21 protein-coding genes and 1 pseudogene are annotated in these 25,184 nt (G+C 62.0%); 17 read left to right on the top strand and 5 right to left on the bottom strand.

Going from position 1 to position 25,184, the window contains the following annotated elements; all coding sequences use genetic code 11:
• The first annotated feature begins 1,312 nt into the window (after window positions 1–1,312).
• Entirely contained in the window at window positions 1,313–1,618 is a 306-nt protein-coding gene (locus AB0313_RS20370; protein WP_366307956.1) for a 4a-hydroxytetrahydrobiopterin dehydratase, read from the top strand.
• 29 nt (window positions 1,619–1,647) lie between these two features.
• Here the strand turns inward: AB0313_RS20370 and AB0313_RS20365 are convergent, their stop codons facing one another.
• Window positions 1,648–2,589: a LysR family transcriptional regulator gene (locus AB0313_RS20365; RefSeq protein WP_366307954.1), complete on the bottom strand. Its 942-nt coding sequence runs from the start codon at window positions 2,587–2,589 to the stop codon at window positions 1,648–1,650.
• Window positions 2,590–2,709: 120 nt separating this feature from the next.
• Between AB0313_RS20365 and AB0313_RS20360 the strand changes: the two genes are divergently transcribed.
• From AB0313_RS20360 to AB0313_RS20345, 4 genes are all read left to right on the top strand, one after another.
• Window positions 2,710–3,702 carry a DUF1852 domain-containing protein gene (locus AB0313_RS20360; RefSeq protein WP_366307952.1) on the top strand — a complete coding sequence of 331 codons (993 nt, stop codon included), beginning with the start codon at window positions 2,710–2,712 and terminating at the stop codon, window positions 3,700–3,702.
• Window positions 3,703–3,722: 20 nt separating this feature from the next.
• Entirely contained in the window at window positions 3,723–4,769 is a 1,047-nt protein-coding gene (locus AB0313_RS20355; RefSeq protein WP_366307950.1) for a methionine synthase, read from the top strand.
• Window positions 4,770–4,771: 2 nt separating this feature from the next.
• Entirely contained in the window at window positions 4,772–5,338 is a 567-nt protein-coding gene (locus AB0313_RS20350; RefSeq protein ID WP_366307948.1) for a flavin reductase family protein, read from the top strand.
• 384 nt (window positions 5,339–5,722) lie between these two features.
• Window positions 5,723–6,436, top strand: coding sequence for a YoaK family protein (locus tag AB0313_RS20345; protein WP_366307946.1), 714 nt, complete (start codon window positions 5,723–5,725; stop codon window positions 6,434–6,436).
• 751 nt (window positions 6,437–7,187) lie between these two features.
• Here the strand turns inward: AB0313_RS20345 and AB0313_RS20340 are convergent.
• Window positions 7,188–7,709 carry a helix-turn-helix domain-containing protein gene (locus AB0313_RS20340; protein WP_366307958.1) on the bottom strand — a complete coding sequence of 174 codons (522 nt, stop codon included), beginning with the start codon at window positions 7,707–7,709 and terminating at the stop codon, window positions 7,188–7,190.
• 154 nt (window positions 7,710–7,863) lie between these two features.
• Between AB0313_RS20340 and AB0313_RS20335 the strand changes: the two genes are divergently transcribed.
• Together AB0313_RS20335 and AB0313_RS20330 are read left to right on the top strand one after the other, a co-directional pair.
• Window positions 7,864–9,270: an MFS transporter gene (locus AB0313_RS20335; protein ID WP_366307944.1), complete on the top strand. Its 1,407-nt coding sequence runs from the start codon at window positions 7,864–7,866 to the stop codon at window positions 9,268–9,270.
• 270 nt (window positions 9,271–9,540) lie between these two features.
• Window positions 9,541–9,933, top strand: a complete 393-nt coding sequence (locus AB0313_RS20330) for a hypothetical protein (protein WP_366307942.1) — start codon at window positions 9,541–9,543, stop codon at window positions 9,931–9,933.
• A gap of 365 nt (window positions 9,934–10,298) precedes the next feature.
• On the opposite strand, the gene AB0313_RS20325 is transcribed toward AB0313_RS20330, so the two are convergent.
• Window positions 10,299–10,661: a hypothetical protein gene (locus AB0313_RS20325; protein WP_366307940.1), complete on the bottom strand. Its 363-nt coding sequence runs from the start codon at window positions 10,659–10,661 to the stop codon at window positions 10,299–10,301.
• A gap of 316 nt (window positions 10,662–10,977) precedes the next feature.
• On the opposite strand from AB0313_RS20325, the gene AB0313_RS20320 reads away from it, so the two are divergent.
• Both AB0313_RS20320 and AB0313_RS20315 read left to right on the top strand, forming a co-directional pair.
• Window positions 10,978–11,751, top strand: coding sequence for a hypothetical protein (locus AB0313_RS20320; protein WP_366307938.1), 774 nt, complete (start codon window positions 10,978–10,980; stop codon window positions 11,749–11,751).
• A gap of 1,044 nt (window positions 11,752–12,795) precedes the next feature.
• Entirely contained in the window at window positions 12,796–13,464 is a 669-nt protein-coding gene (locus AB0313_RS20315) for a nuclease-related domain-containing protein (RefSeq protein ID WP_366307936.1), read from the top strand.
• Window positions 13,465–13,503: 39 nt separating this feature from the next.
• On the opposite strand, the gene AB0313_RS20310 is transcribed toward AB0313_RS20315, so the two are convergent.
• Complete coding sequence (locus AB0313_RS20310; protein ID WP_366307934.1) at window positions 13,504–13,692, bottom strand: hypothetical protein; 189 nt, start codon at window positions 13,690–13,692, stop codon at window positions 13,504–13,506.
• A 79-nt stretch (window positions 13,693–13,771) separates the two neighbouring features.
• Between AB0313_RS20310 and AB0313_RS20305 the strand changes: the two genes are divergently transcribed.
• The 3 genes and pseudogenes from AB0313_RS20305 to AB0313_RS20295 form a co-directional block, all read left to right on the top strand.
• On the top strand, window positions 13,772–14,611 hold the full coding sequence (locus tag AB0313_RS20305; protein WP_366307932.1) for a UvrD-helicase domain-containing protein: 840 nt from the start codon (window positions 13,772–13,774) through the stop codon (window positions 14,609–14,611).
• Window positions 14,608–15,393 (top strand): hypothetical protein, encoded by a 786-nt coding sequence (locus AB0313_RS20300; RefSeq protein ID WP_366307930.1) that lies wholly within the window; start codon window positions 14,608–14,610, stop codon window positions 15,391–15,393. Before AB0313_RS20305 ends, AB0313_RS20300 begins: the two co-directional genes overlap by 4 nt.
• Window positions 15,394–15,573: 180 nt before the next feature.
• Window positions 15,574–16,037, top strand: a pseudogene (locus tag AB0313_RS20295) (recombinase family protein); the annotation flags it as partial.
• Between the two features lie 210 nt (window positions 16,038–16,247).
• On the opposite strand, the gene AB0313_RS20290 reads toward AB0313_RS20295, so the two are convergent.
• Window positions 16,248–18,953 (bottom strand): bifunctional YncE family protein/alkaline phosphatase family protein, encoded by a 2,706-nt coding sequence (locus AB0313_RS20290; protein WP_366307928.1) that lies wholly within the window; start codon window positions 18,951–18,953, stop codon window positions 16,248–16,250.
• Window positions 18,954–19,640: 687 nt separating this feature from the next.
• Here AB0313_RS20290 and AB0313_RS20285 point away from each other — a divergent pair.
• From AB0313_RS20285 to AB0313_RS20265, 5 genes are all read left to right on the top strand, one after another.
• On the top strand, window positions 19,641–20,621 hold the full coding sequence (locus AB0313_RS20285) for a glutamate ABC transporter substrate-binding protein (RefSeq protein ID WP_366307926.1): 981 nt from the start codon (window positions 19,641–19,643) through the stop codon (window positions 20,619–20,621).
• A gap of 11 nt (window positions 20,622–20,632) precedes the next feature.
• On the top strand, window positions 20,633–21,280 hold the full coding sequence (locus AB0313_RS20280) for an amino acid ABC transporter permease (protein ID WP_366307924.1): 648 nt from the start codon (window positions 20,633–20,635) through the stop codon (window positions 21,278–21,280).
• Window positions 21,281–21,293: 13 nt separating this feature from the next.
• On the top strand, window positions 21,294–22,136 hold the full coding sequence (locus AB0313_RS20275) for an amino acid ABC transporter permease (protein ID WP_366307922.1): 843 nt from the start codon (window positions 21,294–21,296) through the stop codon (window positions 22,134–22,136).
• A 231-nt stretch (window positions 22,137–22,367) separates the two neighbouring features.
• Window positions 22,368–23,147 (top strand): VOC family protein, encoded by a 780-nt coding sequence (locus AB0313_RS20270; RefSeq protein WP_366307920.1) that lies wholly within the window; start codon window positions 22,368–22,370, stop codon window positions 23,145–23,147.
• A gap of 165 nt (window positions 23,148–23,312) precedes the next feature.
• Window positions 23,313–24,299, top strand: a complete 987-nt coding sequence (locus tag AB0313_RS20265) for a magnesium transporter CorA family protein (protein ID WP_366307918.1) — start codon at window positions 23,313–23,315, stop codon at window positions 24,297–24,299.
• Window positions 24,300–25,184: the final 885 nt, after the last annotated feature.

Raw genomic sequence — 25,184 nt, 5'->3', positions numbered from 1 at the left:
CTTTCGCCGTTCAATTCCCCAACCGACTCCCGATCTGACAAACCGGCAGACCGGACAACCGACCGGTCCCTTACACAGAAAACTTGACACCCCCCCGGTGAAGCGGCGAACAAGTCTGCGCATTCAAGCGTCCTCATCCAAGGGCAGAACCTACACTGGCCCCGCCCTTCCTGATCCAGGATCAGGAGCTGTTACCAAATATGTGACCCAGCGGTCAAAGGCTACCGCTGCCGCAAACCCCTGACAATACCCTTTAAAAAGGGGCTCACAGGGCAAGCCACCAGGGGCGGCGCGCCCATCAGAAAAGGACTTGCTCAGGGACTCCCCTGATCTGCAAGGCGGTGGAGGGCACTCAGGTCAGGAGCCCGGGAGTCGCCGGTGGGCGGATGGGTATTCCCGCCCGGAGGAACCCACGCCAGGAACAGCAGCATTGCGTAAACCCACGAACGCCTCGTTTGTGGGCGGGACATAAAAACAGCTGGAGACTCTGCGACTGGCCGAACACCAGGTCTGCACCTTTGGTGCCCAGGTAGCTGTTCGAAATCATTACTGGGCGAGAAAGTCAAGCTTTGTCAATAGTCAAAGACAAAAAGCCTCTGACCTACGGAAACGTCGTGCCCGAGGTGGGACTCGAACTACATTCCCTACCCTGAAGACAGAGGGATCCCGCGAAAACATGCGGTAAACGGAGCAGTCCAATGGCATTATGAGGCAGTCCGAGACGGAAAGTGTGGACATTGTCCACACCTCCGTTGGGCCAATTCTCGGACTTGCCCGTCGTCTTCTGGGCGAATTCTTGGGCCCCGATCACCGCCACCCGCCGTTCTGAAAGCGGCAGCCGGACACCCATCTACTCGGACCGCGGGGTAGCCCTTCTGAACGGCCCGATGATAGCTGGGCGGGTCGTCTGTGCAACAGCGCGCATCCGCGCCGGCCTCGGGAACGTAACTTCCCCGCAAATGACTGCTCCTTCAGCCGGACGAAATTTCCGAACCCGGCCCACCTCCCAGTTGTACTCCGGCCACTTCACCCGCAACTGCTCCCCTACCAGTGCGACGAACCAACTCAAGGACCAGGGCGAAGTCAGGACGCCAAGGCCGCCACGCCAAACACGACCCCACACGATTACATCGCCATCAGACTAGCTCTTAGTTTTGCCTGGCATCATGACCGGGGCCTCTCACCACCGATCACGCAGTGACAGCGCCATTCCTCGCATTCCCTACCCGCAGGTGCCGACAGGCCATCACCCTGGGGGGCGTGGCGCCTTCAGGGGTAGCCCACGGCGACCCTCCGGAGTCATGATGGCGCTATGACTGATCCCCAGCGGAAGCTGTCCTCCGCCGAACTCGCCGAGGCCGGGCTCACGGGCTGGCGCCTGACCAGCGAAGCCCTCACTGCCACCTTCAGGACCCGGAAGTTCTCCACCGGGCTGGAGCTCGTGAACCGCATCGGCGCCTCCGCCGAGGAGGTAAACCACCACCCCGACCTCACGCTCACCTATTCAACGGTCGGCGTCACGCTCTCAAGCCACGACGTTGGCGGGATCACCAGTCGCGACATCGACCTGGCCCGCATCATCAGCGGACACGCCGCGGACCTCGGGCTCAATCACTGAGGGGCAAAGACCCGCTCACTCGACTGCAGTCAGTCGAGCAACGCTACGCCGAACCCAGCGACGACGGCCCGCAATTCCCTGAGGTAGCGCTGCGCCTGGTCGGTGAGCGGAATCGCAGCGTGGCCGATCCAGCCGATCTCGATGCGTTCGTCAACGTCGAGCGGGATGGCGACGATTTCCGGGTCGAGCTGCCCGCTGATGATGCCCGTCGAGATCGTGTAGCCGTGAAGCCCGATCATGAGGTTGAAGATTGCCGCACGGTCAGAGACCCGGATCTCCTGCTTACTGGACAAGGTGGAGAGAATCTCCTCGGCGAAGTAAAAGGAGTTGTTCGCGCCTTGATCGAAGGTTAGCCGCGGCAATCCGGCGAGATCGTCCAGAGTCGCTCGCTCTTTTGAGGCGAGCGGGTTGTTCCGTGAAATGAAAATGTGCGGGTCGGCTAGGAATAGCGGAGTGAACGCGAGCCCGGATTCGCGGAGCAGCTTGTCGATGACCTTCCGGTTGAAATCGTTCCGGTAGAGGATGCCTATCTCGCTGCGGAGCGTCCGGACATCCTCGATGATGTCCCATGTGCGGGACTCACGCAGCGAGAACTCGTATTCGGCCACCTCGGTGGCCTTGACCATCCGGACGAAGGCGTCCACCGCGAACGAGTAGTGCTGCGTGGACACTCCGAGCAGACGTCGCATCGGTGGCCTGCCAAGATAGCGCTGCTCGAGGAGGGCGAACTGCTCGACGACCTGCCTCGCGTAGCCGAGGAACTCTGCACCATCGGCGGTGAGGGTGACCCCGCGGGCGGAGCGAACCAGGAGTGCACGGCCCACCCGTGCCTCAAGGTCCTTCATCGCTGCGGACATTGTCGGCTGCGCCACGTAGAGAAGATCGGCAGCCGCGGAGATCGACCCCTCGGCTGCAACTTCTATGAAGTAGCGGAGCTGCTGCAGGGTCAGTCCACTCGAAATCTGGGCCATAGGCAAATTCTATATGGATGCATAGTAGCGCCTAGTTACTTGATACCCCTTGAAAGGCTGCACCATGGACACGTCCCTTTTGAAAGGCCGTCTCCGGCCCATCTCCAAGATTGGCAGCGCATGGCCGACGATTTCACCTTCAGCATTACCACCACCCCCTTCGACGAGGACTACTCCCCGTCGGAAGGCTCCCGGATCACGACGAACTTCGCCAACCTGGCACGGGGCGAGCACCGCCAGGAGAACCTCCGCAACGCCTTGACCATGATTCGGCGCCGCTTCAACGATCTCGCAGACTGGGACAACCCGGACCGGGACCGCTACACGCTCGATCTTGAGATCGTTTCCGTGCAGATACAGCTCACCGCGGACGGTAAGGATCAGCAGTTCCCACTGTTCGAGGTTCTCGACATCCAGATCGTCGACCTGCTGAACGGGGTCCGCCACCAAGGGATTGTCGGCAACAACTTCTCCTCCTACGTCCGGGACTTCGACTTCAGCGTCCTACTGCCGGCGGCAGCAGCTGACTCAGGCAAGCCCACGGTACCCGAGGACTTCGGCGACCTTCACGGCAAGCTGTTCCAGCACTTCCTCGATTCCCCGGTATGCCGGGAACGCTTCCCGCAACCGCCAGTGGTCTGCATCAGCGTCTCCACGAGCAAGACGTACCGGCGAACCGGAAACCATCACCCGGTCCTGGGCGTCGAGTACCAGCAGGACGGGTTCTCGCTGACGGATGCGTACTTCGCAAAGATGGGGCTGCAGGTGCGCTACTTCATGCCCCGCGGCAGCGTGGCTCCCCTCGCCTTCTATTTCCGCGGCGACCTGCTCAATGACTACTCCAACCTGCAGCTCATCGGCACCATCAGCACCATGGAGACGTTCCAGAAGATCTACCGCCCCGAGATTTACAACGCGAACTCCGCCGCCGCCGTCGTCTACCAGCCGAGCCTGGGAGAGCAGGATTACTCGCGGACCCAGATCGCCTACGACCGCGTCGAGCGCGGTCAGCTCGCGATCACGCAGGCGAAGTACACGGAGGAACACTTCATCACGCCCCACAAGGATCTGTTGGACCAGTGGACCGCCAACTACCCCGCTCTCGTCAACTGACCCACGGAGAATCGCCCATCATGAACACACTTTTGCCCACCACCCTTGTCGGAAGCCTGCCGAAACCATCGTGGCTCGCACAGCCGGAGACTCTTTGGTCCCCGTGGAAGCTGGAGGGGGATGCACTGCTTGAGGGTAAGCAGGACGCGCTGCGCATCGCCATCCACGAGCAGAGCCGGCGCGGCATCGACATCGTCAGCGACGGCGAGCAAACCCGGCAGCACTTCGTCACGACCTTCATCGAGCATCTCAGCGGGGTCGATTTTGAACAGCGCAAGACCGTGCGCATCCGCGACCGCTACGACGCGAGCGTACCGACCGTCGTCGGACCGGTGCGCCGCGAACGGCCGGTCTTCGTCGACGACGCAAAATTCCTCCGCGCAACCACCGACAAGCCGATCAAATGGACCCTTCCCGGCCCAATGACGATGGTGGACACGCTCTACGACGACCACTACAAGAGCCGCGAGAAGCTGGCCTGGGAGTTCGCCACAATCCTGAACCAGGAAGCGAAAGAACTCGAGGCGGCCGGCGTTGACATCATCCAGTTCGACGAGCCCGCGTTCAATGTCTTCCTCGATGAGGTCAAGGACTGGGGCGTGGCTGCGCTGGAGAGAGCGGCCGAAGGGCTGCGTGCGGAGACCGCCGTGCATATCTGCTACGGCTACGGGATCAAGGCGAATAATGACTGGAAGGCGACGCTCGGCTCTCAGTGGCGGCAGTACGAGGAAACGTTCCCGCTGCTGCAGAGCTCCAGCATCGACATCATCTCGCTGGAATCCCAGAACTCCCACGTGCCCATGGACCTCATCGAGCTCCTCCGCGGCAAGAAAGTCATGCTGGGGGCTATCGACGTCGCAAGCGAGACCATCGAGACCCCGGAGGACGTCGCCAACACCCTCCGCCAGGCCCTGCAGTTCGTCGATGCGGACAAGCTCATCCCCAGCTCTAACTGCGGCATGGCACCGTTCCCCCGGGACGTCGCACTGGCCAAGCTGAGTGCTCTCAGCGCAGGGACAAACATCATTCGCCAGGAACTCGCCCCCTCCGCCCCCAGGGTGTCATAAGGATGTTTCACGCCTACCCCGCAGATACTTGGCTCGAGGCTCCGAAGCAAAGCTTCCCGTCTTCCCTCTCGGCCGACGAATTCAAAGCACTGTTCCGTGGGCACCCGGGAGGTGTCGCCGTCATCACGGCGGATGCCGGCGAAGGACCGGTAGCGCTGACGGTATCGTCAGTCGTGTCAGTGAGTGCCGAACCTCCATTACTGATTTTCTCGGTCTCGGCACTGTCCTCTGCGTCCGAGGTGCTTTCCCGCGCCGAAACCGTCGTCGTGCACCTGCTGGACGCGCACGACGTCGGCTTGGCGAAGTTTGGAGCGACCCCTGGCGCCGACCGCTTTGACCAGACGCACCGCTGGTCGGCCCTTGCAACCGGCGAAGCGGTGTATGACGATGTCCGCGCCTGGGTGCGCTGCGCCGTCATCGATCGCATGGAGGTGGGGACTTCCACAATCATCGCCGTTCACGCCCTGGAGTTCCGCGTGATGCGTGACCTCCAAGCGGGCGAACCCGGCGACGCTCTGGTCTACCACAACCGTTCGTGGCACCGTCTGGGCGAGCATTCCAAGCTTTAAGGCTGAGCGCCGCGCCGACAATGCGAGGCGGCAAGCCGAACGGCGACGGCGGGAGGATAGCTCCCGCCGTCCGCGCGTCGTGGTTGGCGGCATGGACGCACAGACGGTCAACGAGCACATCCTTGCCGAGGGCCTGATTGACGATGACACCCTAGTCCAGTTGGGCGAGACAACGTTCAAGTACTGAACGGCAAGGGATGGGACGACCTTGTCGGCCATTCCATGAATACCGTCGACGCTACGATAACGCCCTGGTCACCGGCGCAGATCCCCGGAGCGACGGCATCGCCGGAACTGCCACCCAGCCCATCTAAAACCACCAACAAGCATGTCCGAGGGGGTGGTCATAGAGACCACCCCTCACGATGAAGGATCCCTTAAACCATGACATCAGCCGTAGCCAGCTCAGGTACCAAAACCGCCTCTACCCCGCAAGAAAATGCGTCTCCGGAAAAGTTCCGACTGATGCTCATGATGGCCCTCACGCTCGTTACAGGTGTGGTTGACGCGGTCGGATACCTTGGACTTGATCACGTCTTCACCGGAAACATGACCGGCAACGTGGTGATTCTTGCGATGTCGTTGGCAGGGGCGGCGAACCTGCCAACTTTGGGCCCACTGGTAGCACTAGGCGCCTTTCTCCTCGGCGCGGCGGTCGCCGGATCTACGCTTCAGTCAAGCCCGAAAGGCTGGAACCGCAGGGTCACGCTCCTTCTCACAGCGGGTTGTATCGCATTGACGGGAACCGCCGCCATCTCTCTCATCGTGGAAGACGTCAGCCGGCAGTCCATTGGTGTCATTATTGCCGCCGTTATCGCCATGCACATGGGCTCCCAGGCCCTGATTGCGCGGCATTTGGGCGTACGAGACATGACCACAGTGGTCATTACTTCCACCATGACTTCCCTCGCCGGAGAGTCACTTGTGGGCAAGCAACGGCCCCGGATACTCAACCGACGGCTGGGCGCTGTCCTCGCTATGTTCGCCGGGGCCGCCATCGGAGTACTCCTGCTCCAGATCCATTTCAGCGTCCCAATCAGCCTCGGCATCGCCATCACCGCCGCTGTGACGGTCCTGGGGAGCCGCCGCTGGCATTAATGCGGTACATCCCACCGGCCATACCGCACCACGGAGCACGGACGATCGGGGAATCGATCACAGCTTCACCAACATGTGTCCAGGCGGCCTGGCGCCGAACGCTCGTTGTCAAAAAGCGCTGTTCTTCGATCAGGTCCCGTTCTGATCCGACGTATGGAAAGCGGCCTTTTGGACTGGTTAAACGGGCCTCAACACCGAAGCCGGGCGGTCCTGGTGTTGGCGAATCTATATCAATACCGGCGAACTGATGCGTCAGTCCCCGCTGCCGCCGGAACGTGAGCCTTGCCTGGAATTTGGCATTGGCTGGTGTACCGCGAAATCACGCGTGGGACCTTCGTGTACTTCTACGACCCCGGAAGACCTTGGCAACGCGGATCAAACGAGAACACCGACGGCATGCAGTGGGACCACTCCAATGCCGCCAGTACTTCCTAAAGGAACAGACCTCGGCGTTCATAGGGCGGACACCTCTCTGTGTTGTCGCCACCGAACTCAACCAGCGACCACGCGAAATCCTCGGATGGCAGGCCTCCATGGAGCACCACGTTAGACGGCCTCACCACCGACCGAACCATAAAGGTAGCCAAAGAACCTCCGTTATCGGTTCTTCAAGATATGCGCGGGAGGGGTGCAAAGGGGGTTGTTTTCTGTCGTTCGTCGTGGCGTCTTCTACATACTCACCAAAATGAGCGTTGCCAAGGACCTCGGTGCCGTCGCCGCCGCCTGAGAAGTGGGCCATTCCTTTCGGCAGTTAGGCGTTTACGGAGGCGAGCAGTCCGTCGGCGATAACTGCGAGCATTGCTGTCACCGAGTCCGCGGGAAGCTCGCTGTTATCTGCGACCGCAGCGACGCCGCCCACCAGCCGGCTGATCTGCATGGCGTTCGCGCCTGGACGCAGGGCCGAGTCCATCCCTTCAATCAGGCGCTGGTTGGCGCCGAGGTACGTCTGGCACTTCGCTGCGAACGGGGATCCAGGGTCGCCGAGCGCCGCAGTGATCCGAGCTGCCGCCCCCTTATGTTCGGTCAGCATCGCGGTGTAGTCGGACAGCCATGCCAATAGCCGAACCCGCGCCGGGGCTTCGAGGGCAAGGGCCCGGTCGACTGCGCCGTTAACCTTCTCTGACCAGGCCTCGATGATTGCATCGTACAAGGACTCTTTGGTCGGGAAGTGCCGGTAGAGCGTGCCAGGGCCTACTCCGGCACCTTTGGCGACCTCGTCCATGGATACGGCGTCGAAGCCTCTCGCGCGAAAAAGCTCGCGCGCAACCTCCACGATCCGGTCGCGGTTACGTTGAGCGTCAGCACGCACAGAAACACACCTCTCAAACCACTATTGCCAAACGGAGAGTGTCTCCGTATAGTTCTAAGCGGAGCACCTCTCCTCTTAGTGTACGTCAGCCCTTCGGCTAGAACAGGACACCATTCCAATGACTTCCACCACCGTCACTGGCGCGCCTGCAGGCATCGCGCCGGCTGAATCCCGGGTTGGCAGCATCGGCCTCTGGCTGGTCATGCTTGCCCAACTCATGCTTGTCCTCGATGCGACGGTAGTTAACGTCGCGCTCCCCCACATCGCCACCGACCTCCACTTCTCCCGTGCCGAACTGAGCTGGGTGCTGAATGGCTACTCCCTCGCCTTCGGCGGCCTCCTGCTGCTCGGCGGACGGATCGGGGACGTCTTCGGCCGGCGTCGGACCTTCCTCGTAGGAGTCGGCGCCTTCACTGTCTTCTCCCTGCTCGGGGGGCTGGCCACCTCGCCCCTTCTGCTCGTCATTGCCCGCGCACTCCAAGGACTCGGCGCCGCGTTCGCCGCCCCGAGCGTACTCGCCCTGATCACAACCAGCGCGCGGGACGAAGGTGCGCGCAACAGGGCCCTCGCTCTGTTCTCCGCCATCGCCTCGATGGGAGGCGCGCTCGGACTCATTCTCGGCGGCCTGCTCACCGACCTGACAAGCTGGCGGTGGACCCTATTCATCAACGTGCCCATCGGCGTCGTGGTCCTTCTTGCGGTGCCCCGCCTTGTCACCGAGACACCGCGGCGCCCCGGCCGATTCGACCTCGTCGGGGCGGTGACCGCGACAGGCGGCGCCGTCGCCCTCGTGTGGGCCCTCATTCAGGCGGGCGACGCCGGCTGGTCCAGTCCGCGCACGATCTGCGGCCTTGCGGTCGGGGCGATACTGATCGCTATCCTGACCTTCACCGAGCGGAGAGTCGCCCACCCCCTGCTCCGCCCGCAACTGCTCCGCAGTCCGAGCCGGGTCGCGGCGCTGGCAGCGATGGCCGCCACTTATGCCGGAATGCTGGCGATGTTCTTTCTCATGGTCCAGTACCTCCAAGGCGATCTGCGCCTCAGCCCGCTGGTGACCGGACTGGTCTTCCTGCCGATGCCCCTGAGCATCTTCGCGATGTCCCGGATCGTCCCCCGACTGGTCGAGCGCTTCGGAGCCGTACGCCTCGTCATCCTCGGCGCCGCCCTTCGCGTCGTCGGCTTCCTGCCGCTCACCCAGCTGGGTCCGGACACCCCCTTCATGGTCGTCATGGCGGCCCTGCTGCTGACCGGAATCTCAGCCGGCCTGACCTTCATGCCGCTCACGACGCTCGCGCTTCGCAACGTCGAACCCGAGCACGCCGGATCCGCCTCCGGGCTCTTCCAGACGATGCAGCAGCTTGGCGGCGCCGTCGGACTGGCGATCGTGGCTTCAACCTACGCCGCCTTCGCCGTCCCGGGCGACTTCCTGACCGGAGGCCGCGCGGGGTTCTGGTCCGCGACCATCCTCTCCGCCCTCGCCCTGGCAGCCGTCATGGGCCTGATCATCAAACCACGCAAGGCATAACCCTCCACGGGCGGCGCCCCGCGGAGGCAACGAGCGTGGAGGCGCAGCACGCCAGGGGGTCCCCGCGAACGGCTCCAGGTCAGGCCACGCCAATTTTGAGGCCCGCTACCGTCAAGGTGATCAGAAGAGCTATGCGGGGTGTCCCAGTTCCTTAGAGCCGGAACACCGTCCTGGACCCTATGTGTGAGGCGGCACGGGCGCTACCCGGGGCCGCCGTCTGCCAGGCGCAGCCCCTTATGGCAGGCAAGAATAGAGCCTAGGCTGACCTCCGTGGAGGACACCGATAACGGCATCTTCGCTCGGGGACTGCGATACGAGTTCATCGGCGGGGGCTACAGCAACTACCGGTTTCAAGCCGGCACTCCCTCGCTCCGCTTCGTCGTCACCCCGGAGCAGCTCGAGTTCCACGGCCGCGGCCTGAACCTGTTCCGCATCGGCCCTTGGATAGTGCCGCGGAGCGAGGTCAAAGAGGTCTTCTCCAAGCGCCGGCGACGCCTGATCCCGCCCATCATCTGGGAGGTCGAGATCGTCACCACCGACCCCAGTGTGTGGTTTACCTTCTGGTCGCCCCACGATTCCGGCCCGGTCCTCCTCTCGATGGAGGAGTGCGGCTATCCCGTCGACTGGACCCCGCACAACTGGGCAGGCATGCCGATCGAGTGACCGGGCGAAGCTGTCGCCACAACCTCGTCTCACTTTCCTGGAACCGGGACAGAACCATGCGGGCCACTCCCCGGCGCGTGACTTTCGGCGATAAGTGGTGGCGTTCTGGCGGCGCTATTTGGCGCATGAGTTCAGCCCGCAAGGAAATCCGCGACCGGGAAGGGCTCACCTCCACGGCCATTCCGCCCGTGAATGGCTCGAACGTCGCCGACTGCGCCAAAGTTGAGGACTGCACTTGGACCCGGGGATGCCCAGAAAACCTCCGGCGGGTAGCAATGAAATCAGCAACAAGCGCACCGATCAGGGCTAAATCCAGAGGTGACTTCGCGCCCTCGACCGCAATATAAGTCATCAACGGATAGTGCTCATCCGGTTGAGTTGAGGCCGGACGCCATCGGGATGGCGAGCAGGGCCACCAATACCAATATCCCAAGTGTGATGAGACGGGCTGCGGTGCTGCGCACTGCCACCCGGTAAACCAGAACTGCTGCCGCGGCGAGAGCGATGAGAAGCGCTCTCCACACGTACCGCGGCCAGTCACCTTCGACGCTGACGAACCTGTCGTTGAAACCCAAGTAGCCGTGGGCTTCTGCCAGTTGCAACTGCATGGTGATGTAGCCGGCCAGGAGGACGACCAGTATGGGCCCTGCAACAGCAATCAGGATGGATGCGGCCGATCGAGGACCGGATGCCGTGCTCATTCTGTCCTGGCTAGCCACGTTGTTCATGATGAATCCCCCAATTCTTCGTCCTCAGACTCTAAGCCTTACGGCACGTGCCGGACAGAGGAGGACCCAGACCGTCCAGTCTTTGCGGGCTGAGCTCATGCGCCAATTAGCGCTGCCACTTATCGCCGAAATTCACACTTTTTCGACCTTTTTGGGAAGCAGGCTGGTCGCAAGTCAGAAACGGTCGTTTTTGACATCCCTTCTTCACGCTCCTCCATTGAGGCAACAACTGCCTCCCAGGGTCTGGAAACTAAAGGTTCATAATTTCACTGCAGATTCCCCACTTTGCAATAGTTGGGTACATAGACTTCCTTCCATGCGCGTCTTCGACATCGCCTTCGACTACCTGCTCGACACCACGCCGCCAGGAAAGGACCCGGATTCCCATTGCCCGCGGCTCAAAGCTGACCATCAGCTGCTCTGGAAGAAGGAGCTATCCGATGGGCAGCTGTTCGACCTAGAGGTCCCGGAAGATCCCAAGGTGCGTCGGAAAAACTACCTGATCTTCAAACAGACGCCGGACACGTGGTTCACGGTCGGCAGTGACGCCATCACGAACTCCTACACCAGGTGGGGCAGGCCTAAGGCCTTGGTTGAGGCTAAGGCCGAGTTGAGTGAGGAGCAGAAGCGCCGCTATTTCAACCCGCCGTACACGATCGGTAGCGCCATGATCTGGCCTGTCAGGACGATACATCTACCCACCCTGAACACCGCCAGGGGAATGCGAATTCGGATTGCGGACCGGATGGACCTAACTCTGGAATGCGTCCGACGCCACTACGCCGAGGAGCCAGGGAGTCCCCTCGCCGATGTCGCCACTAACTACGCGGACTTTTTCGAACTCTTCGGCACGTTCACGCAGTTCGTGGAGTTCTTCCACTTCCAGGACCTCGTGACGCCGGAGGGGAAGATCGCTTTCTTTCTCGAGGAGAATGAGGACAGGGTCTTCACGCGTCCCGGCGTCCCGGTCACGAAAGACGAGTACATCATGCTGCGGGAAGCTTCGTTGAAGTTCATAGCGCTGCGGGGCAACCGGATGGCCGACTGGGTCGAGAAGAACCACTCCGACATTGAGATCCGACGGCAATAAAAAGGCTCCACCATTGCCTGGCACACTGGCCCGCCGGCGCGATCGGAATTAGTCTCAGACGCTATGGTCAGGCCAGCGCGTCGATATGAACGACGTCCGAGCAGGCCCTCGCACAAAGACTCGCCCTCGAAATTCTCTCGTAACTGCAGTTCCCTTCCCGGTCCTACGGCGAAGGAATGGTCCAGTATGCAATCGAACGGATTCCCGGATTTTGGCGCGCAGAACGCAGTCATTCCCGCACGTGCTCCGTGTCTCTCACCTCGCAAAAAGGACTCATTAGAGCAATGGAGGGCGTATTGCCCGCCCGCAGCGTCCGCGTGGCCTTGGGCTTCCAATGAACCACCTCCGTAAAGTTCCGCGGCGCAGGACTTCCTCCTAACACCTTGCATTTACCGGCGAGGATCTTGACCAAAACCTTGAATAAATCTGCGGAAATACTCATCGGTTCTTCATCGGATCGTTCGCGGGCTCTACTAAAGTACTTTTGTCGTAAAGTACCCTTATCCATCGCCAATGGGACTTGTTCCGGCGAAAATCAACCTAGTCCCGAGGAGTCCTACAAATGAATAGCGTCAAGTGCACAAGCGACAATGTCACTGTCGAGATGCTGCAGTCGGGGGGAGGCACTCGAAAGCACGGAACCGGCCTTGGCGGAAATGTGAACAATGCCGCGCGCGGCTTGACAGCACTTTCAACTCTAGGGGTGTCGAACCTGGTTTGGAAAAAATCAAAGGGCACTGAAAAAATAAAGTTCAAGACACAGAAGAGAGCTATATGCCAAAGCTGCGGCCATGACTGGGCCGTCCGTTAGCAATCCGTCGCTGTGGCAAAGAGTATTTGCGGTCTGACGGCCGTGATCTACAAGCTGACCTGGCGATTCGTTCCAGTGATCCACCGCGCCTCCTCATGAAAAAGATGAGACTTCGGTACGCGGGGGTTTGCAGGGCGTGTGGGTCCCCTCTTCCGCAGGGAACAGAAGCGGTCTATGAGAGCGAGACCAAGACCGTCCGCTGTTTGGAGTGCGCCACCGAGGATACGAACGCCATGCCTCCCGATGTGGAACGACGTTCTGATGATTCCGGAGTAGCCGGGTCGTCCGCACGACGTGAATATGAGCGCCGCAAGGCCAAGGATGAGGCAAGGCTCCGTGAGAAGTGGGGCCGTTTCGGTGGCGTAGCAGTGGCCCTCGCTGACGAGCGGCAAAGCACCAAAGCGTGGGATCGAGGCGCGGTCGGTGAGGAACGCCTGGGCGCCCGGCTGGATGCCCTGGCCACCGATGACATCGCAGTTCTCCACGACCGACGTATCCCTGGCTCGAAGGCGAACATCGACCACATCGCCATCACTCGCGGTGGAATCTGGGTGATCGACGCCAAGCGGTACAAGGGGCGACCCGAGATGAAGATCGAGGGCGGCATCATCCGACCACGCGTCGAGATGCTCCTCGTAGGCCGGCGGGACTGCACGAAACTGATCGATGGAGTACTCAAACAGGTCGGACACATACGCGAGCTCGTCGGGGATGTGCCGGTCACCGGGGCGCTGTGTTTCGTTGATGCTGACTGGCCCCTGATCGGGGGTGCTTTCACGACGCGTGGCACCCACATTGTCTGGCCGAAAAGGCTGGCGAAACTGCTTACAGAAGACACTGGCGGAGACGTCGATGTCGCCGCGGTTCGGGAGTCGGTAGCTTCGCGGTTCAAATCCTCGTGACGTCCTTGTCGACGGCGGCCGCCACCGACATCCTGCTTACTACCCGGCCAGGTAGGTGCCATGGCGCTGCCATACTTGGCGGCGGACGCTTTTTGATATTTGTTGGCCCAGCTGCTGCTCCTTGTAACCCGGTTCTTCTCTACTCAGCTGGACCAGCAACGACACTACCGGGAGGGCGGAGCGGATGTTGACGACGTGGGGACCGTCGAGATTCGGGAAGCTTGTCACCGGTTCTGGCAGTTGGCAGCTCACCCTTGGTGATGACGGTCTGACTGTCCGCGCCGACGGAACCTCATTTGCTGTCGGCATGGAGGCACTGACATCGCCGATAGTGCTGCCAGGCGTGTTGTGGTCCACGCTCGTGGTGCCGTGCGAGGGGCGAAGCATCGTGCTGCGCGGTATTCCCTCCCGATCCGCCCGTGAACTCGGGAGCGCTATCGAACTGCTGCTGGGGGTCGCTGAGGTGAAGGCCTGGGCGGCAGGGTTCTTCGATGCAGCCCTTCCCTCTGCGGCGGGACGGCGATGGCTTAGCCGGGACTTTCGCCTGCGGTGGGAAGAAACGAAACCCGGAGAAAGGCTCGGGAAGCTCCTGCGCGAACCGCTCCTTGCCGGCCACGTTGCCGCTCTCGACAACACTGCCCAGAAGGCAATCCGGTTATGGAGCACTGACCTCGAACAGTACATTGCAGGGTTGAACGCGGATCACATGAGTTCCGAGCTGGAATCCTGTGCTGACTTGTTTGACCGGGTTGAGCGTTCTCCCTTGACCCGGGAGCAGGCCCACGCCGTGATCTGTTTCGACAACCGCGTGCAGGTCATCGCCTCCGCCGGTTCCGGGAAGACCTCCACCATGGTCGCCAAAACCGCCTACGCCCTGCACCGAAACCTTGTACCGGCGGAGAAAATCCTGCTGCTGGCCTTCAACAAAGACGCCGCCGAAGAACTCAAACAACGGATTAAGAACCGCCTGCACCCCCTGGACCTCGACGGTGACCAGGTCGCCGCCCGCACCTTCCACGCATTCGGACTGGAAGTCATCGGGAAGGCCATCGGCCGTAAACCTGCCCTGGCCCCGTGGCTGGAGAATGGACAGGACCACGATCACTTGATGCGCCTGGTTAAGAACAACTGGATATCAATGCCGTGAATAACGAGCTCACCCTGCTATTGCCTGCCTCTTCTGTCGACGTACACGGCTCCGGAAGGCAGTCACTGACCCACGAGCTCACGAACCAGATTCCTCCCGGCCTTCGACGCGAATTCCGTTCCTACCTGCGCGCCGCCGGCCTCGACGGCCCCGCAACGGTCGAAGCAGAGGCCGCCGAGGCGATGACAGCCCCCTATCGCTGGCTCACCCGCCGCATCGGGCCTGACGGTCTATCTCTCACCGCTGCCGGCTGGCTGCCACCGGCCGTTGTTCGCGAGGCAATGACAGAACTCGGCTTGGCCAAGGACTGGATCGGCAAAGCCAACCGCGAGGACCAGACACTGCCCGTCCTTCAGCTGCGCGAAAGCGCTCAACGCATCGGCCTGATCCGCAAAATCAAAGACCGGCTCGTCCTCACATCCGCCGCCAAGCGGCTGCTCGATGACCCGGCAGGCCTGTGGCATTTCCTGGCACGATCCATCGCCCACCGACACCGTCACGACTCCGAGCGCGACGCGGCGCTGTTACTCCTGCTCGAAATCGCGGCAGGGAAACGAACCAGTTGGGTTCGCTGCCTTGAAGCCGTCTCCTTCGGCCTCGGTGCGCTCGGCTGGCGCAGCCACACGGGCGCCGAACTGGAACCGACCACCGTCCAAGCGCTCCTCGTCGACGCCCACGAGGTTCTGCTGAACCTCGGCGTCTTCGATGACCTCTTAGAACTCAAAGCCAACACGGTCAAAGCAGCAGGGCAAGCCTTCGCCCGCGCAGCATTGCATTCATAACCACTCACAACCAGACAGAACACCGACCCCGCGGCGACCCACGTTCTCCTGGCCAGCGAAGGTTGAAGCTGGCTCCCAAAGGAGGGCGTTCCGGCCATGAAAGACCTTCGCCGGCCACATGACTCTCTTCTGGGACAGGCCTGGAACTCAACCTGACAGAGTAAGGGCTGGAGCCGCAGAATGGCCGGGCAGCGGATCGCGTACGTACGGGTGAGCACTCTGGACCAGAACGAGAAACGCCAACTCGACGGCCAGATTCTGGACCGAGTCTTCACGGACAAAGCCTCGGGCAGGGACACCGCCAGGCCGCAACTCACGGAACTGCTGCGGTTCTCCCGCAACGGGGACACCGTCGTCGTGCACACCTTGGACCGGCTCGCCCGCACCCTCGATGACCTGCGTGCCCTCGTCCAGGGCCTCACGCGCAAGGGCGTGCAGGTGAGTTCGTCAAGGAGAGCCTGGTCTTTACCGGTGAGGACTCCCCCATGGCCAACCTCATACTCTCGGTAATGGGTGCCTTCGCCGAATTCGAACGCTCCCTCATCACGGAACGCCAAAGGGAAGGCACCGCCCTGGCAAAGCAAAGCGCCGCCTACAAAGGGAGGAAAAAGACCCTCGCACCGGAACGGGCCGCCGAACTGGTCACGCGAGAAAAATCCTGACGTCGGTCTTGGTTATTTCAGGAAACCGTGTGACGCCTAACCGCACTGACCGTCGACCCCGTAGTGCTGAGGGCCCGATGCTTTCTGGAGGAACCCAAGCAGCCCGCTCCCCTCTCCGCAGGAACACCAGGGCCCCGACCTCCCATACGGGACACCAGGGCCCTGTGTACCTACCAGTCCGTGTTTGGGTGTTTAGCCGTCGGTGTCGGTGGTGGAGGCTTCGGCGGGTGCCTGGGCGTTTCCTGGTCCGACTTCGTCGGGGGTGAGGATTTTGTCTTCACCGGGGTAGGGCTGGGTGAAGTTGTGCGCTCCATACCAGTCGGCGTGGTTCAGTTGGGCAGAGTTGGCCCGGTCCGGGCCTTTCCAGTCCTGTTTCTTGGACCAGTCCGCCCAGGCCTGGGCGGCCGGCTGCGCGGCTGCCGGCGCGGCGGCTGCGGGCGTTCCGTTGAGGGTGTCGAGCGGGATCTGATTCGGCACCGCGGTGTAGGGGGTGGTGTCGGCCTTGTCGGTGAAGGCATCGAACATGGGCTCTGCGGCGAGGTCCATCTGCGTCATCGGGGGCAGGGCAAGGATCTGCTCGATGGTCCGCACGATGTTCAGCTGGGTGTAGTAGGTGTCCACCACGGCACCCTTCTTGGCGTACGGGCTCCAGACCAGCGCCGGTTGCCGGTGTCCGTCGACGTGGTCGACACCGGCCTGGCTGTCATCTTCCATCACGAACACGGCTGAGTCTTTCCCGTACTTGGAGCGGGAGATGCCGTCAATGATCCTGCCCACGGCAAGGTCGTTGTCCGCGACCATCGCCGAAGGGGTGGGCTTGGAGGGGTCCGTGCCGGCGGTGTGGTCGGTCGGGAGCGTCATCACGTTCAGCTGGGGCAGGTTGTTCTCCGTTTCGGCCTGCTTCAGGTCCTTCAGGAACACATCAGCACGGTACTGGTCCGGGACCTGGAGTTGGAAACCGGGGAACTGCGGGTTCAGAATTTTCGCTAGGGACGGCACATCTGTCGAGGCGTGGTATTGGTCCGCCGGGATCGTGGCGGCGTGGCCGGCTTCCTGGCCTTTAGTGTTCTGGTACCACTGGGACCAGGTGTTGGCGTCGTCCTTGCCGGCGGCATCGGTCCACTTGTTGGTGTACTCGCCCCAGTCTTTGGCGCTGACGCCGTGGCGGGCGGCGTTGTCCCAGAGGAACCCGGTGGCGCTGTAGGCCATGGCATCGCCGCCGTTGTACGGGTAGCTCCGATCGTAGTTACCGATCGAGCGGGTGAGGTATTCATCCACCGTCGCCTGGGTAAGCCACTGGTGCCCGTCCGCGGACATGGTCCCGGAGGAGTACGTGTTATCGAGCAGCGGACCGGCCGCGGAGGCCAAGGCGTGGTGGTTCGGGGTGGTGGTGCCGCCGAACTGGGCCAGCGCGGGGTCACCGTTGCCGCGCTTGTCATCTCCCAGGACCTGGTCGTAGGTGCGGTTTTCCTTCACGATCATGAACACGTGCTTAATCTGGGAGGGGTCACCGTCACGGCGCGGGATTGCGACCGGGGCCTTGCCCTGGTCCGGGTTTTTCTTCAAATCGGCCAGGGCCTGATCCCACTGATTGTTGGCCCAGACCTGCTTGGTCATCTCCGGCAGCTGCTCCGGGGTCGGGGTCGGGATGGTGCTGACCAGGCCCACATCCGAGTACACGGTGCGCCCCCCGTTGGCGGCCGGGGAGCCGAGGGAACCCTCGCCCTTCTGCGCGGCGACCACGAGCTCGCCGAGCGGCTTGTCGAACTGCACGGTGCCGGGGTACCAGCCGGTGGGGATCAGGCCCTGGAATGACGCCGGGGTGCTCTGGTCCTTAACCTCGTACACGGCGACGGCATTGGCCTGGCCGAGGGCGACGGCGAGGTGGGTGTCGTCAAGCATCGTGAGTGAGCTTGGTGAGCTGCTGGCCGGGGCGCCCGGGAGAGGGTTGACGTTGATGGTCTGCCCGACCTTGCCGGTCTTGGCGTCGATGACGGAGACGGTGTCGGAGTTGGAGTTCGCGACGAAGACGTTATCGCCGTGGACCAGCAGCGCCGAGGGCGCCAGTCCAGTGTCGTAGCTGCGGATCACGGCGCCTGTGGCCGGATCAACTTCCGAGACACTCCCCGTGGAAGGAGACCCGTCCTCGTTATTGGTCACGATGTTCGTCCCGTAGGAGGTGTTGGTTTTATCCCCGGGCTGGGCGACCCGGCCGCCCTGGTTGGCGACGAACGCGTGGCCGTCCTCGACCACGACGTCCCGGGGCGCGTTCCCGACCGGGACCTGACGGATCAGAGCACCAGTGTCCGCGTCCAGGACCGCGAGCATGTTCGTGCCGTTGAGCGTGGCAAGTATCTGCTTACCGTCGGGCGTGAAGGCGAGCCCTGCCGGGATCGGGTCCTTCCCGTTTGCGCCGGGCAGGGCCACTCCGACAGGGTTGGACAGTGAGCCGTCTGCGGCGACGGTGAATTTGATGAGGCCCTTGGTGTGTGCAGCCCAAAGGGTTTTGCCGTCCTGGGAGTACAGCAGGCCGCCGTAAGAGGTTGAACCCTCAGCGGCTGCCGGGGAGAGTTGCTGGATGTCCTTGTGGTCGACCAGGTCCGTGACGGTGAACTGTCCGCTGCCGTCCCACGTCTGGTTCACGGCCGTCTTGCCGTCCGGGGCCACGGCCATGCTCATCGGCCGGCCGCTCTGTTCCACCGCCGTACCGGCCGGGGTGATCTTCTGGTTGGTCGCGGTCAGGACCGACCCGTCCGCCTGGCGCCCGATCAGCGCATCCCCCCAACCAGTCTGCGTCGCAGCGTATGCGGCGCCACCGGCCATGACGACGGCGACCGCCGCAGCCGGGATCGCGATGCTTTTCCGCATCCGCCGGTCCGTGATCGTGTTCTTACCCATTTTTTCTTCCTTAACCAAGGGGAGCGTGCGAGGTGTATCAAGGTCCTCGAATGGTCACCGCGGCGCACGTCCCCCGACGGCATGAGGAACGATTCAATCCACAAATGGACACCACCCCGGCTGTCCCAGCCTTGTGGTCAGACCTTACGAAAAAGGGAGCAGAACATGAACACAAACAGAATCGTGGAGGACGCCCACGCACCAGAGGCCGCTTCGTCCGGTGTTCAACAACGCGACGCGGGTAATGAACTGAACGTTTTCACTTCCCCACTACAAGCACAACGCTTCGAGAAGCCGACCACCTTACACTGCAACTGCATTGGCGCCCGACTGGTGGAGCATATTGCACGTGGTACCGCATGGCACGTCGCAATTAGCCGATAAGTACTCGCGACCTCCTGTAAAACGTTGCGCGTAACCCCAATGAACGCAGGGCCGTCGGCTACCATTCACGCGGCACGCTCGCTATATCCCTTGGACATTGCAGTAAGCCGTCGGCTTTGCCTTATCGAAAAAAATATGTGTTATCGGTCCTGAAAAACCGTCCACCGGCGCCCACGACAATGCCCGCCTATTACGATCTGGAGCCGTTTTTTGTGGCGTTCGCGACTTTTGGAAGGGATCGGTCATAGGTTGGAACCCACAACCGTGATCGGACGGGTGTCCCTGCCACGAGAGGACGAACTCATGTCAGATTTTGAACGCGTTCCGGCAATGCTCTTGAGCCGGCGCGCGGCGCTTGGCCTTGGGCTGGGAACACTGGGGGCCGGGGCTCTTGCCGGGTGTGGCGGCACACCCTCGCTGCCGGTGCCGTCCGGTTCCGGCGCGTCCAGCGGGGCGGCCGGCGGATCTGTCATCGATCTGGCCGCATACGACGCCGTCCTGGCAAAGGGGGCAGTTGCCGCCGATTCGGTAATCCAGGGGAGTCCTTGGGCTAAGGCTATCAAGGCTAAAGGGCAGTTGGTGCGTGGAGGCACCGATACGTCGACCCTCTTTTCGCTGCGGGATCCGGCCACGGGCAAAGTGGCCGGATTCGACGCCGGCCTGTCCCAGCTGCTGGCTAAATACATCATCGGCGAGCCCAAAGAGAACCTTACCCAGGTCACCGTGGACACGCGCGAGACGCTGCTGCAAAACAACTCCGTCGACGTCATCTTTGCCACCTACTCCATCACAGCCAAGCGTGCCGAGAAAGTGGATTTCGGCGGCCCCTACTATGAGTCAAAGTCGGCCATCCTGGTCAAGGCGGACAACACCTCCATCAAATCCGTGGCTGACCTCGCGGGAAAAACCGTTGCAACTCAAAGCGCCTCCACCGGCGTCACCCTCCTTAAGGAGGTGGCCCCGCAGGCCGACGTTCAGACCTTTGATGACAACCCCAAGTGCCTTGCCGCGGTACAGCAGGGCCGGGTGCAGGCTTACGTGATCGACCAATCCATCCTGTTATCCGATGCGGCGAAGAACAAGGACGTAAAAATCGTCGGTGAGACGTTCGGCAACAGCGATAAGTACGGCATCGGGCTGCACAAGGGCACGGACGCGCTGGCGTTCGTGAACGCGTGGTTGAAGATTGTGGAGTCCGACGGGTCCTGGGATGCACTGTGGAAGGCCACGGTAGGCCAGGTAATCAAAACGGACCCGCCAAAGCCCCCAGCGATCGGCGCCTGAAGCCGGCCTCCATGGATCAGTTGTTAACGACCTACCTGAATGATCTTCTGGCCGGACTCTGGACGACGGCGCGCCTGACCGCCACCGCTTTTATCGGTTCGCTCATCCTCGGTACCCTAATCGCTGCATGCCGGGTCAGCCCCATTCTCCCCTTGCGCGCGTTGGGACGGCTGTACGTGGAGCTGTTCGTCAACATCCCGCTGATCAGTCTCTTGGTGCTGGTGACCTTCGGCCTTCCCGATATCGGTGTCACCTTCGATCTATTCAGTTGCGCAGCGATTTCCATGATCCTGCTCGGGGCCGCTTTCACCTGCGAGGCCATCCGGACGGGCATCAACGCAGTATCCGTGGGACAGGTTGAGGCCGCCCGCTCCATCGGCCTGGACTTCTTCGGAGTGCTCCGGTACGTGCTGTTTCCCCAGGCATTCCGCAGCGTGGTCCAGCCCGTGGTTAACGTGTTCATCGGCATCCTGCTCAGCTCATCCCTCGCCGGCGTGATAGGCGTGAAGGACCTCACCCTCCAAGTTTCGGAGATCAATAATGAAGCCGCGCTGGGGCTGACCACGTACTTGTTGGCCGCCGTGGCCTATGTGACGATCTCCCTGTTGGCAGGTGGCCTGGGAGCACGGCTGGAACACCGACTACAGGTTCAGCGATGAAAGGCTTCCCGCCATGAGCACCCAAGACAGTCTCTTCGACGCGGCAGGCCCAAGGGCGCGGCGCAGGATCCGCATCATCACAGTGCTCAGCCTCGCCGGCATCACCGCCGCCGCGGCGGAAGTGCTGCTGCGCTTTGGCCAGGCCGGCCAGCTTGCCGCCGACCGCTGGGCCGAATTCACGCAAGGACCCTACCTGCTCTTCCTACTCGCCGGGCTGGGCAACACCCTGACCGCAGCAGCCATGTCCGCGGTTCTCGCCCTGCCCCTCGGACTGGTCCTTGCCCTCGGCAGGCTCTCCACCCGCACACGACTTCGCCGCCTGTCCACCGGGTGGATCGAATTCTTCCGCTCCGTCCCACTGCTCCTGGTGGTCTACATCTTTGTCAGCGGCCTTCCCCAATACGGGATCAACCCGGATATCTATTGGAAGCTCGTTGTCCCCATCACCCTGTCCAGCTCGGCTGTGATGGCCGAGATCTTCCGCGCCGGGATCAAAGCCCTACCCGCCGGCCAAAGCGAGGCAGGCCTGAGCCTGGGCCTGACCCAACATCAGCTCATGCGCACCATCGTCCTCCCCCAAGCGGTCAGGATCGTCGTCCCGTCGATGGTGGCGCAGCTGGTGGTGCTGCTCAAAGACACCACCCTGGGGTACGCCGTCAGCTATCCGGAACTGATGAAAACCTCCAACAATCTCACCGCCTACACAAACCACCTCATCCAGACATACCTGATCATCGCGGCGGTCTACGTAGCCACCAACATCCTGATCTCCCACCTGGCACGAAACCTCGAACGACGCCTGTCCGGACGACCCGCCCGATTGCGACAGGAGCTCCAGGAAACGGGCATCGGCTAAACGAAAACAACCCGTCCGCGGAGAGACAGCGGCCTTACAAATCGGGAACGGGCGGGCGGCGAGCCAGTACCGCCCTGACATGTGGATACCGTTCCAGGCAGCTCCGGCCCGGGTGGCCGCCAATGACGAAGCCGCCGCCGGACGAACACTCCCCCATGCTTGGCCGCCCCGGGCCGAGGCCTACGGATTAGAGTTACAAATGCCTGATACCTCTTACCAAAAGGACCTTACGTGCCTAAGCCAACCATCGCTCCTGGTGATCCTTGCTGGGTAGACCTGACCAGCTCCGACATCGAGACGTCGCGCGCGTTCTATTCCAGTCTGTTCGGCTGGGCCTACGAAACTGGTGACGAGGAAACCTACGGCGGATACGTGATGGCCTTTGCCAAGGGCGCTCCGGTGGCAGGGATGATGCAGAATGAGCCCGGCGCCGGCCAGCCCGACGCGTGGACCACGTATCTGCGCGTGGACGATATCCACGCGACCCAGAACGCGGCCGTGGCGGCCGGCGGTCAGATCCTGATGCCCGCTATGGAAGTACCGGAGCAGGGCCACATGGCTCTCTTCGCCGACGCCGGCGGTGCAGTTATCGGTGCCTGGCAGTTCGGCGGACACACCGGGTTCCAACTTGCGGGCGAACACGGCGCCCCGTTCTGGCACGAACTGCACACCCGGGCGTACGAGCCATCGGTGAAGTTCTACCAGGACGCCTTCGGCTGGAATACCTCCGTTATGAGCGACACCGAAGAGTTCCGCTACACCACTCTCGGATCCGGAGTCGAATCCCGGGCCGGCATCATGGACGCGTCCTCCTACCTACCCGAATCGGTGCCTTCAAACTGGCAGATCTACTTCGGGGTGGATGATGCCGACGCCGCGGTCGCCACCGCTGAATCCCTCGGAGGCACCGTCATCCACGCCCCGGAAGACACGCCCTTCGGCCGGATGGCAACCCTGACGGACCCCACCGGCGCTGCCTTCAAAATCGCCCAACGACCCACCCAGCCTTAAACACAACAGGCCGCCCGGTAGCGTCCCTGCCGGCAGCCTTCCCTCCGCCCGAGAGAGAGAGAGAGAGAGAGAGAGGCTGCCGGCCCAGCCGACGGGTTCATGTCCTGCCGCACGGTGCCTCCCCTGGCAGCAGCAGCCAAGCGGCTACAGGCTCCGTCAGGGTCCGTGGCCTACCATGACCCCATGGTGCTGACCCGGCTTTACCGCAACGGTGACCTTGAACGCGAGGATGTTGCCCTCGATGAGCTGGATGACCTTATCCGGCAGGCAGGCGTCACGGTCTGGGTCGATTACACCTCCCCGACGGCTGACGACCTGGCAGGGATCGAAAAGGTACTCGGCCTGCACCGGCTGGCCGTGGAGGATTCCGTCCATGAGCACCAGCGGCCGAAGCTGGACCGGTATCCCACACACCTCTTCCTCGCCGCCTACCACGCGGAGCTCGGCAGTGACTCCAACGAACTGAAAGTGTCAGAGATCAAGGCTTTCATCACCAAACGTGCCTTGGTGACCGTGCACGGGCCTGACATGGACCCCAGGCAACTGACCGCGCACTGGGACGCCGAACCTGACCTGACCCGGTACGGTACCTCGTTTCTGCTCTGGGGGCTGCTGGACCTGATTGTGGACGGGCACTTCGACACCGTCCAGGAACTCGATGCCCGCATCGACGCCCTCGAAGACGTCTTGTTCGATGATGCAGCCCCGGACCATGACCTGCAGCGCCGGTCCTTCGAACTCCGAAAATCCCTCGTCCAGCTCCGCCGCGCCGTGCTGCCGATGCACGAAGTCCTCAACACGCTCCTCAGGCGCGACCTTGAAATCCTCAACACCGACATGCAGCCATTCCTGCAGGACGTCTACGACCATGTCCTGCGCGTCTCTGAATGGACTGAATCCCTGCGTGACCTGGTCACCACAATCCTTGAAACCCACATCAGCATCCAGGGCAACAAGATGAACCTGGTCATGAAAAAAGTGACCAGCTGGGCAGCAATCATCGCCGTGCCCACAGCCGTCACCGGCTTTTTCGGCCAGAACGTCCCCTTTCTCGGCTTCCAGGCGCCACTGGGCCTCACCCTCTCCCTGGGCCTGATCATCATCGCCTCAGCCGCGCTCTACCTCACCTTCAAAAAGAAGGAATGGATCTGACCCCACCGTGAGGAAGGAGGCTCCTCATCGTTGTCCTTCCGCTGGCCGCCAGCAACTTCCTTTGTCCGATCACGGTCACGACAAAGCGGCCCGTTCCCGGCTCCATCCCCTCCGACCGTCCACTGGCAAAGCTACCTCGGCACCCTGCCCTTCCGTTCTCCCCCAGCATTACAAAACCCCGGTTATCGGCCTTTTCAAACAGGTGGGGGAAAGCCGGAAAAGAGGCTTTTTCCTGCGTGCTTTTCGGAGGGTTTTTGGCGGCAGTTCGAGCGCCAGAACATCGCAGTCAGTGTCCGGTTCACGTCGGCGATGTCCAGAAAGGCACGCTCAAAAGGTTTAGTGGAGCCGGTCATTTCAACGTGTTGGTGAAGAGATCAGAGACGTTATCAGCGTGGTGTGAATGTTAGCCTTTGAGGTCCTTGTCAGCGACTGCGACTGGCCCGGCCGGATTCTCGTGCGTCCTGGATGGACGCATCCTGGATGAGCCGGTGCTGCAAGGTTTGCGCGTCGCTGCGCTTGGGGAACTTACCTGGTGGGCCGTTCCATTTCTTGGCGCCAGCGGGGTTAAAACGAGTTCTTCTACGACCCGACGCGCAGTCTGTGGCTTGTTCGCCCAGCGTGAAATAGACTTTCGTTGGGCTGGCTTTTTATGTTCCGGCCGCGCGTGCAAGACTCCGCAGTCCTTTAAATATTGGTTGTGCTTAGTGTCCGGGAGTATCAGATGTCCTGGTTTCGTCGCATCGCACCCCTTCTCATTCTCGCTCTATTTACCGCAACGGCCGGCGTGAGCGAGCGTGTTTCATAGAGTGTGTAAGGGGCCGGTCTCTAACTAGGGTTGACCTGCGGTTTTACCCTTGAAAGGACGGGCCCTCTTGGCCGAAATCA

It is taken from the genome of Pseudarthrobacter sp. NPDC080039, assembly GCF_040702335.1.
Classification (GTDB): Bacteria; Actinomycetota; Actinomycetes; order Actinomycetales; family Micrococcaceae; genus Arthrobacter; species Arthrobacter enclensis_A.
Note: the sequence above shows the minus strand (reverse complement) of the source record. Positions and strands in the feature narration are given on the sequence as shown.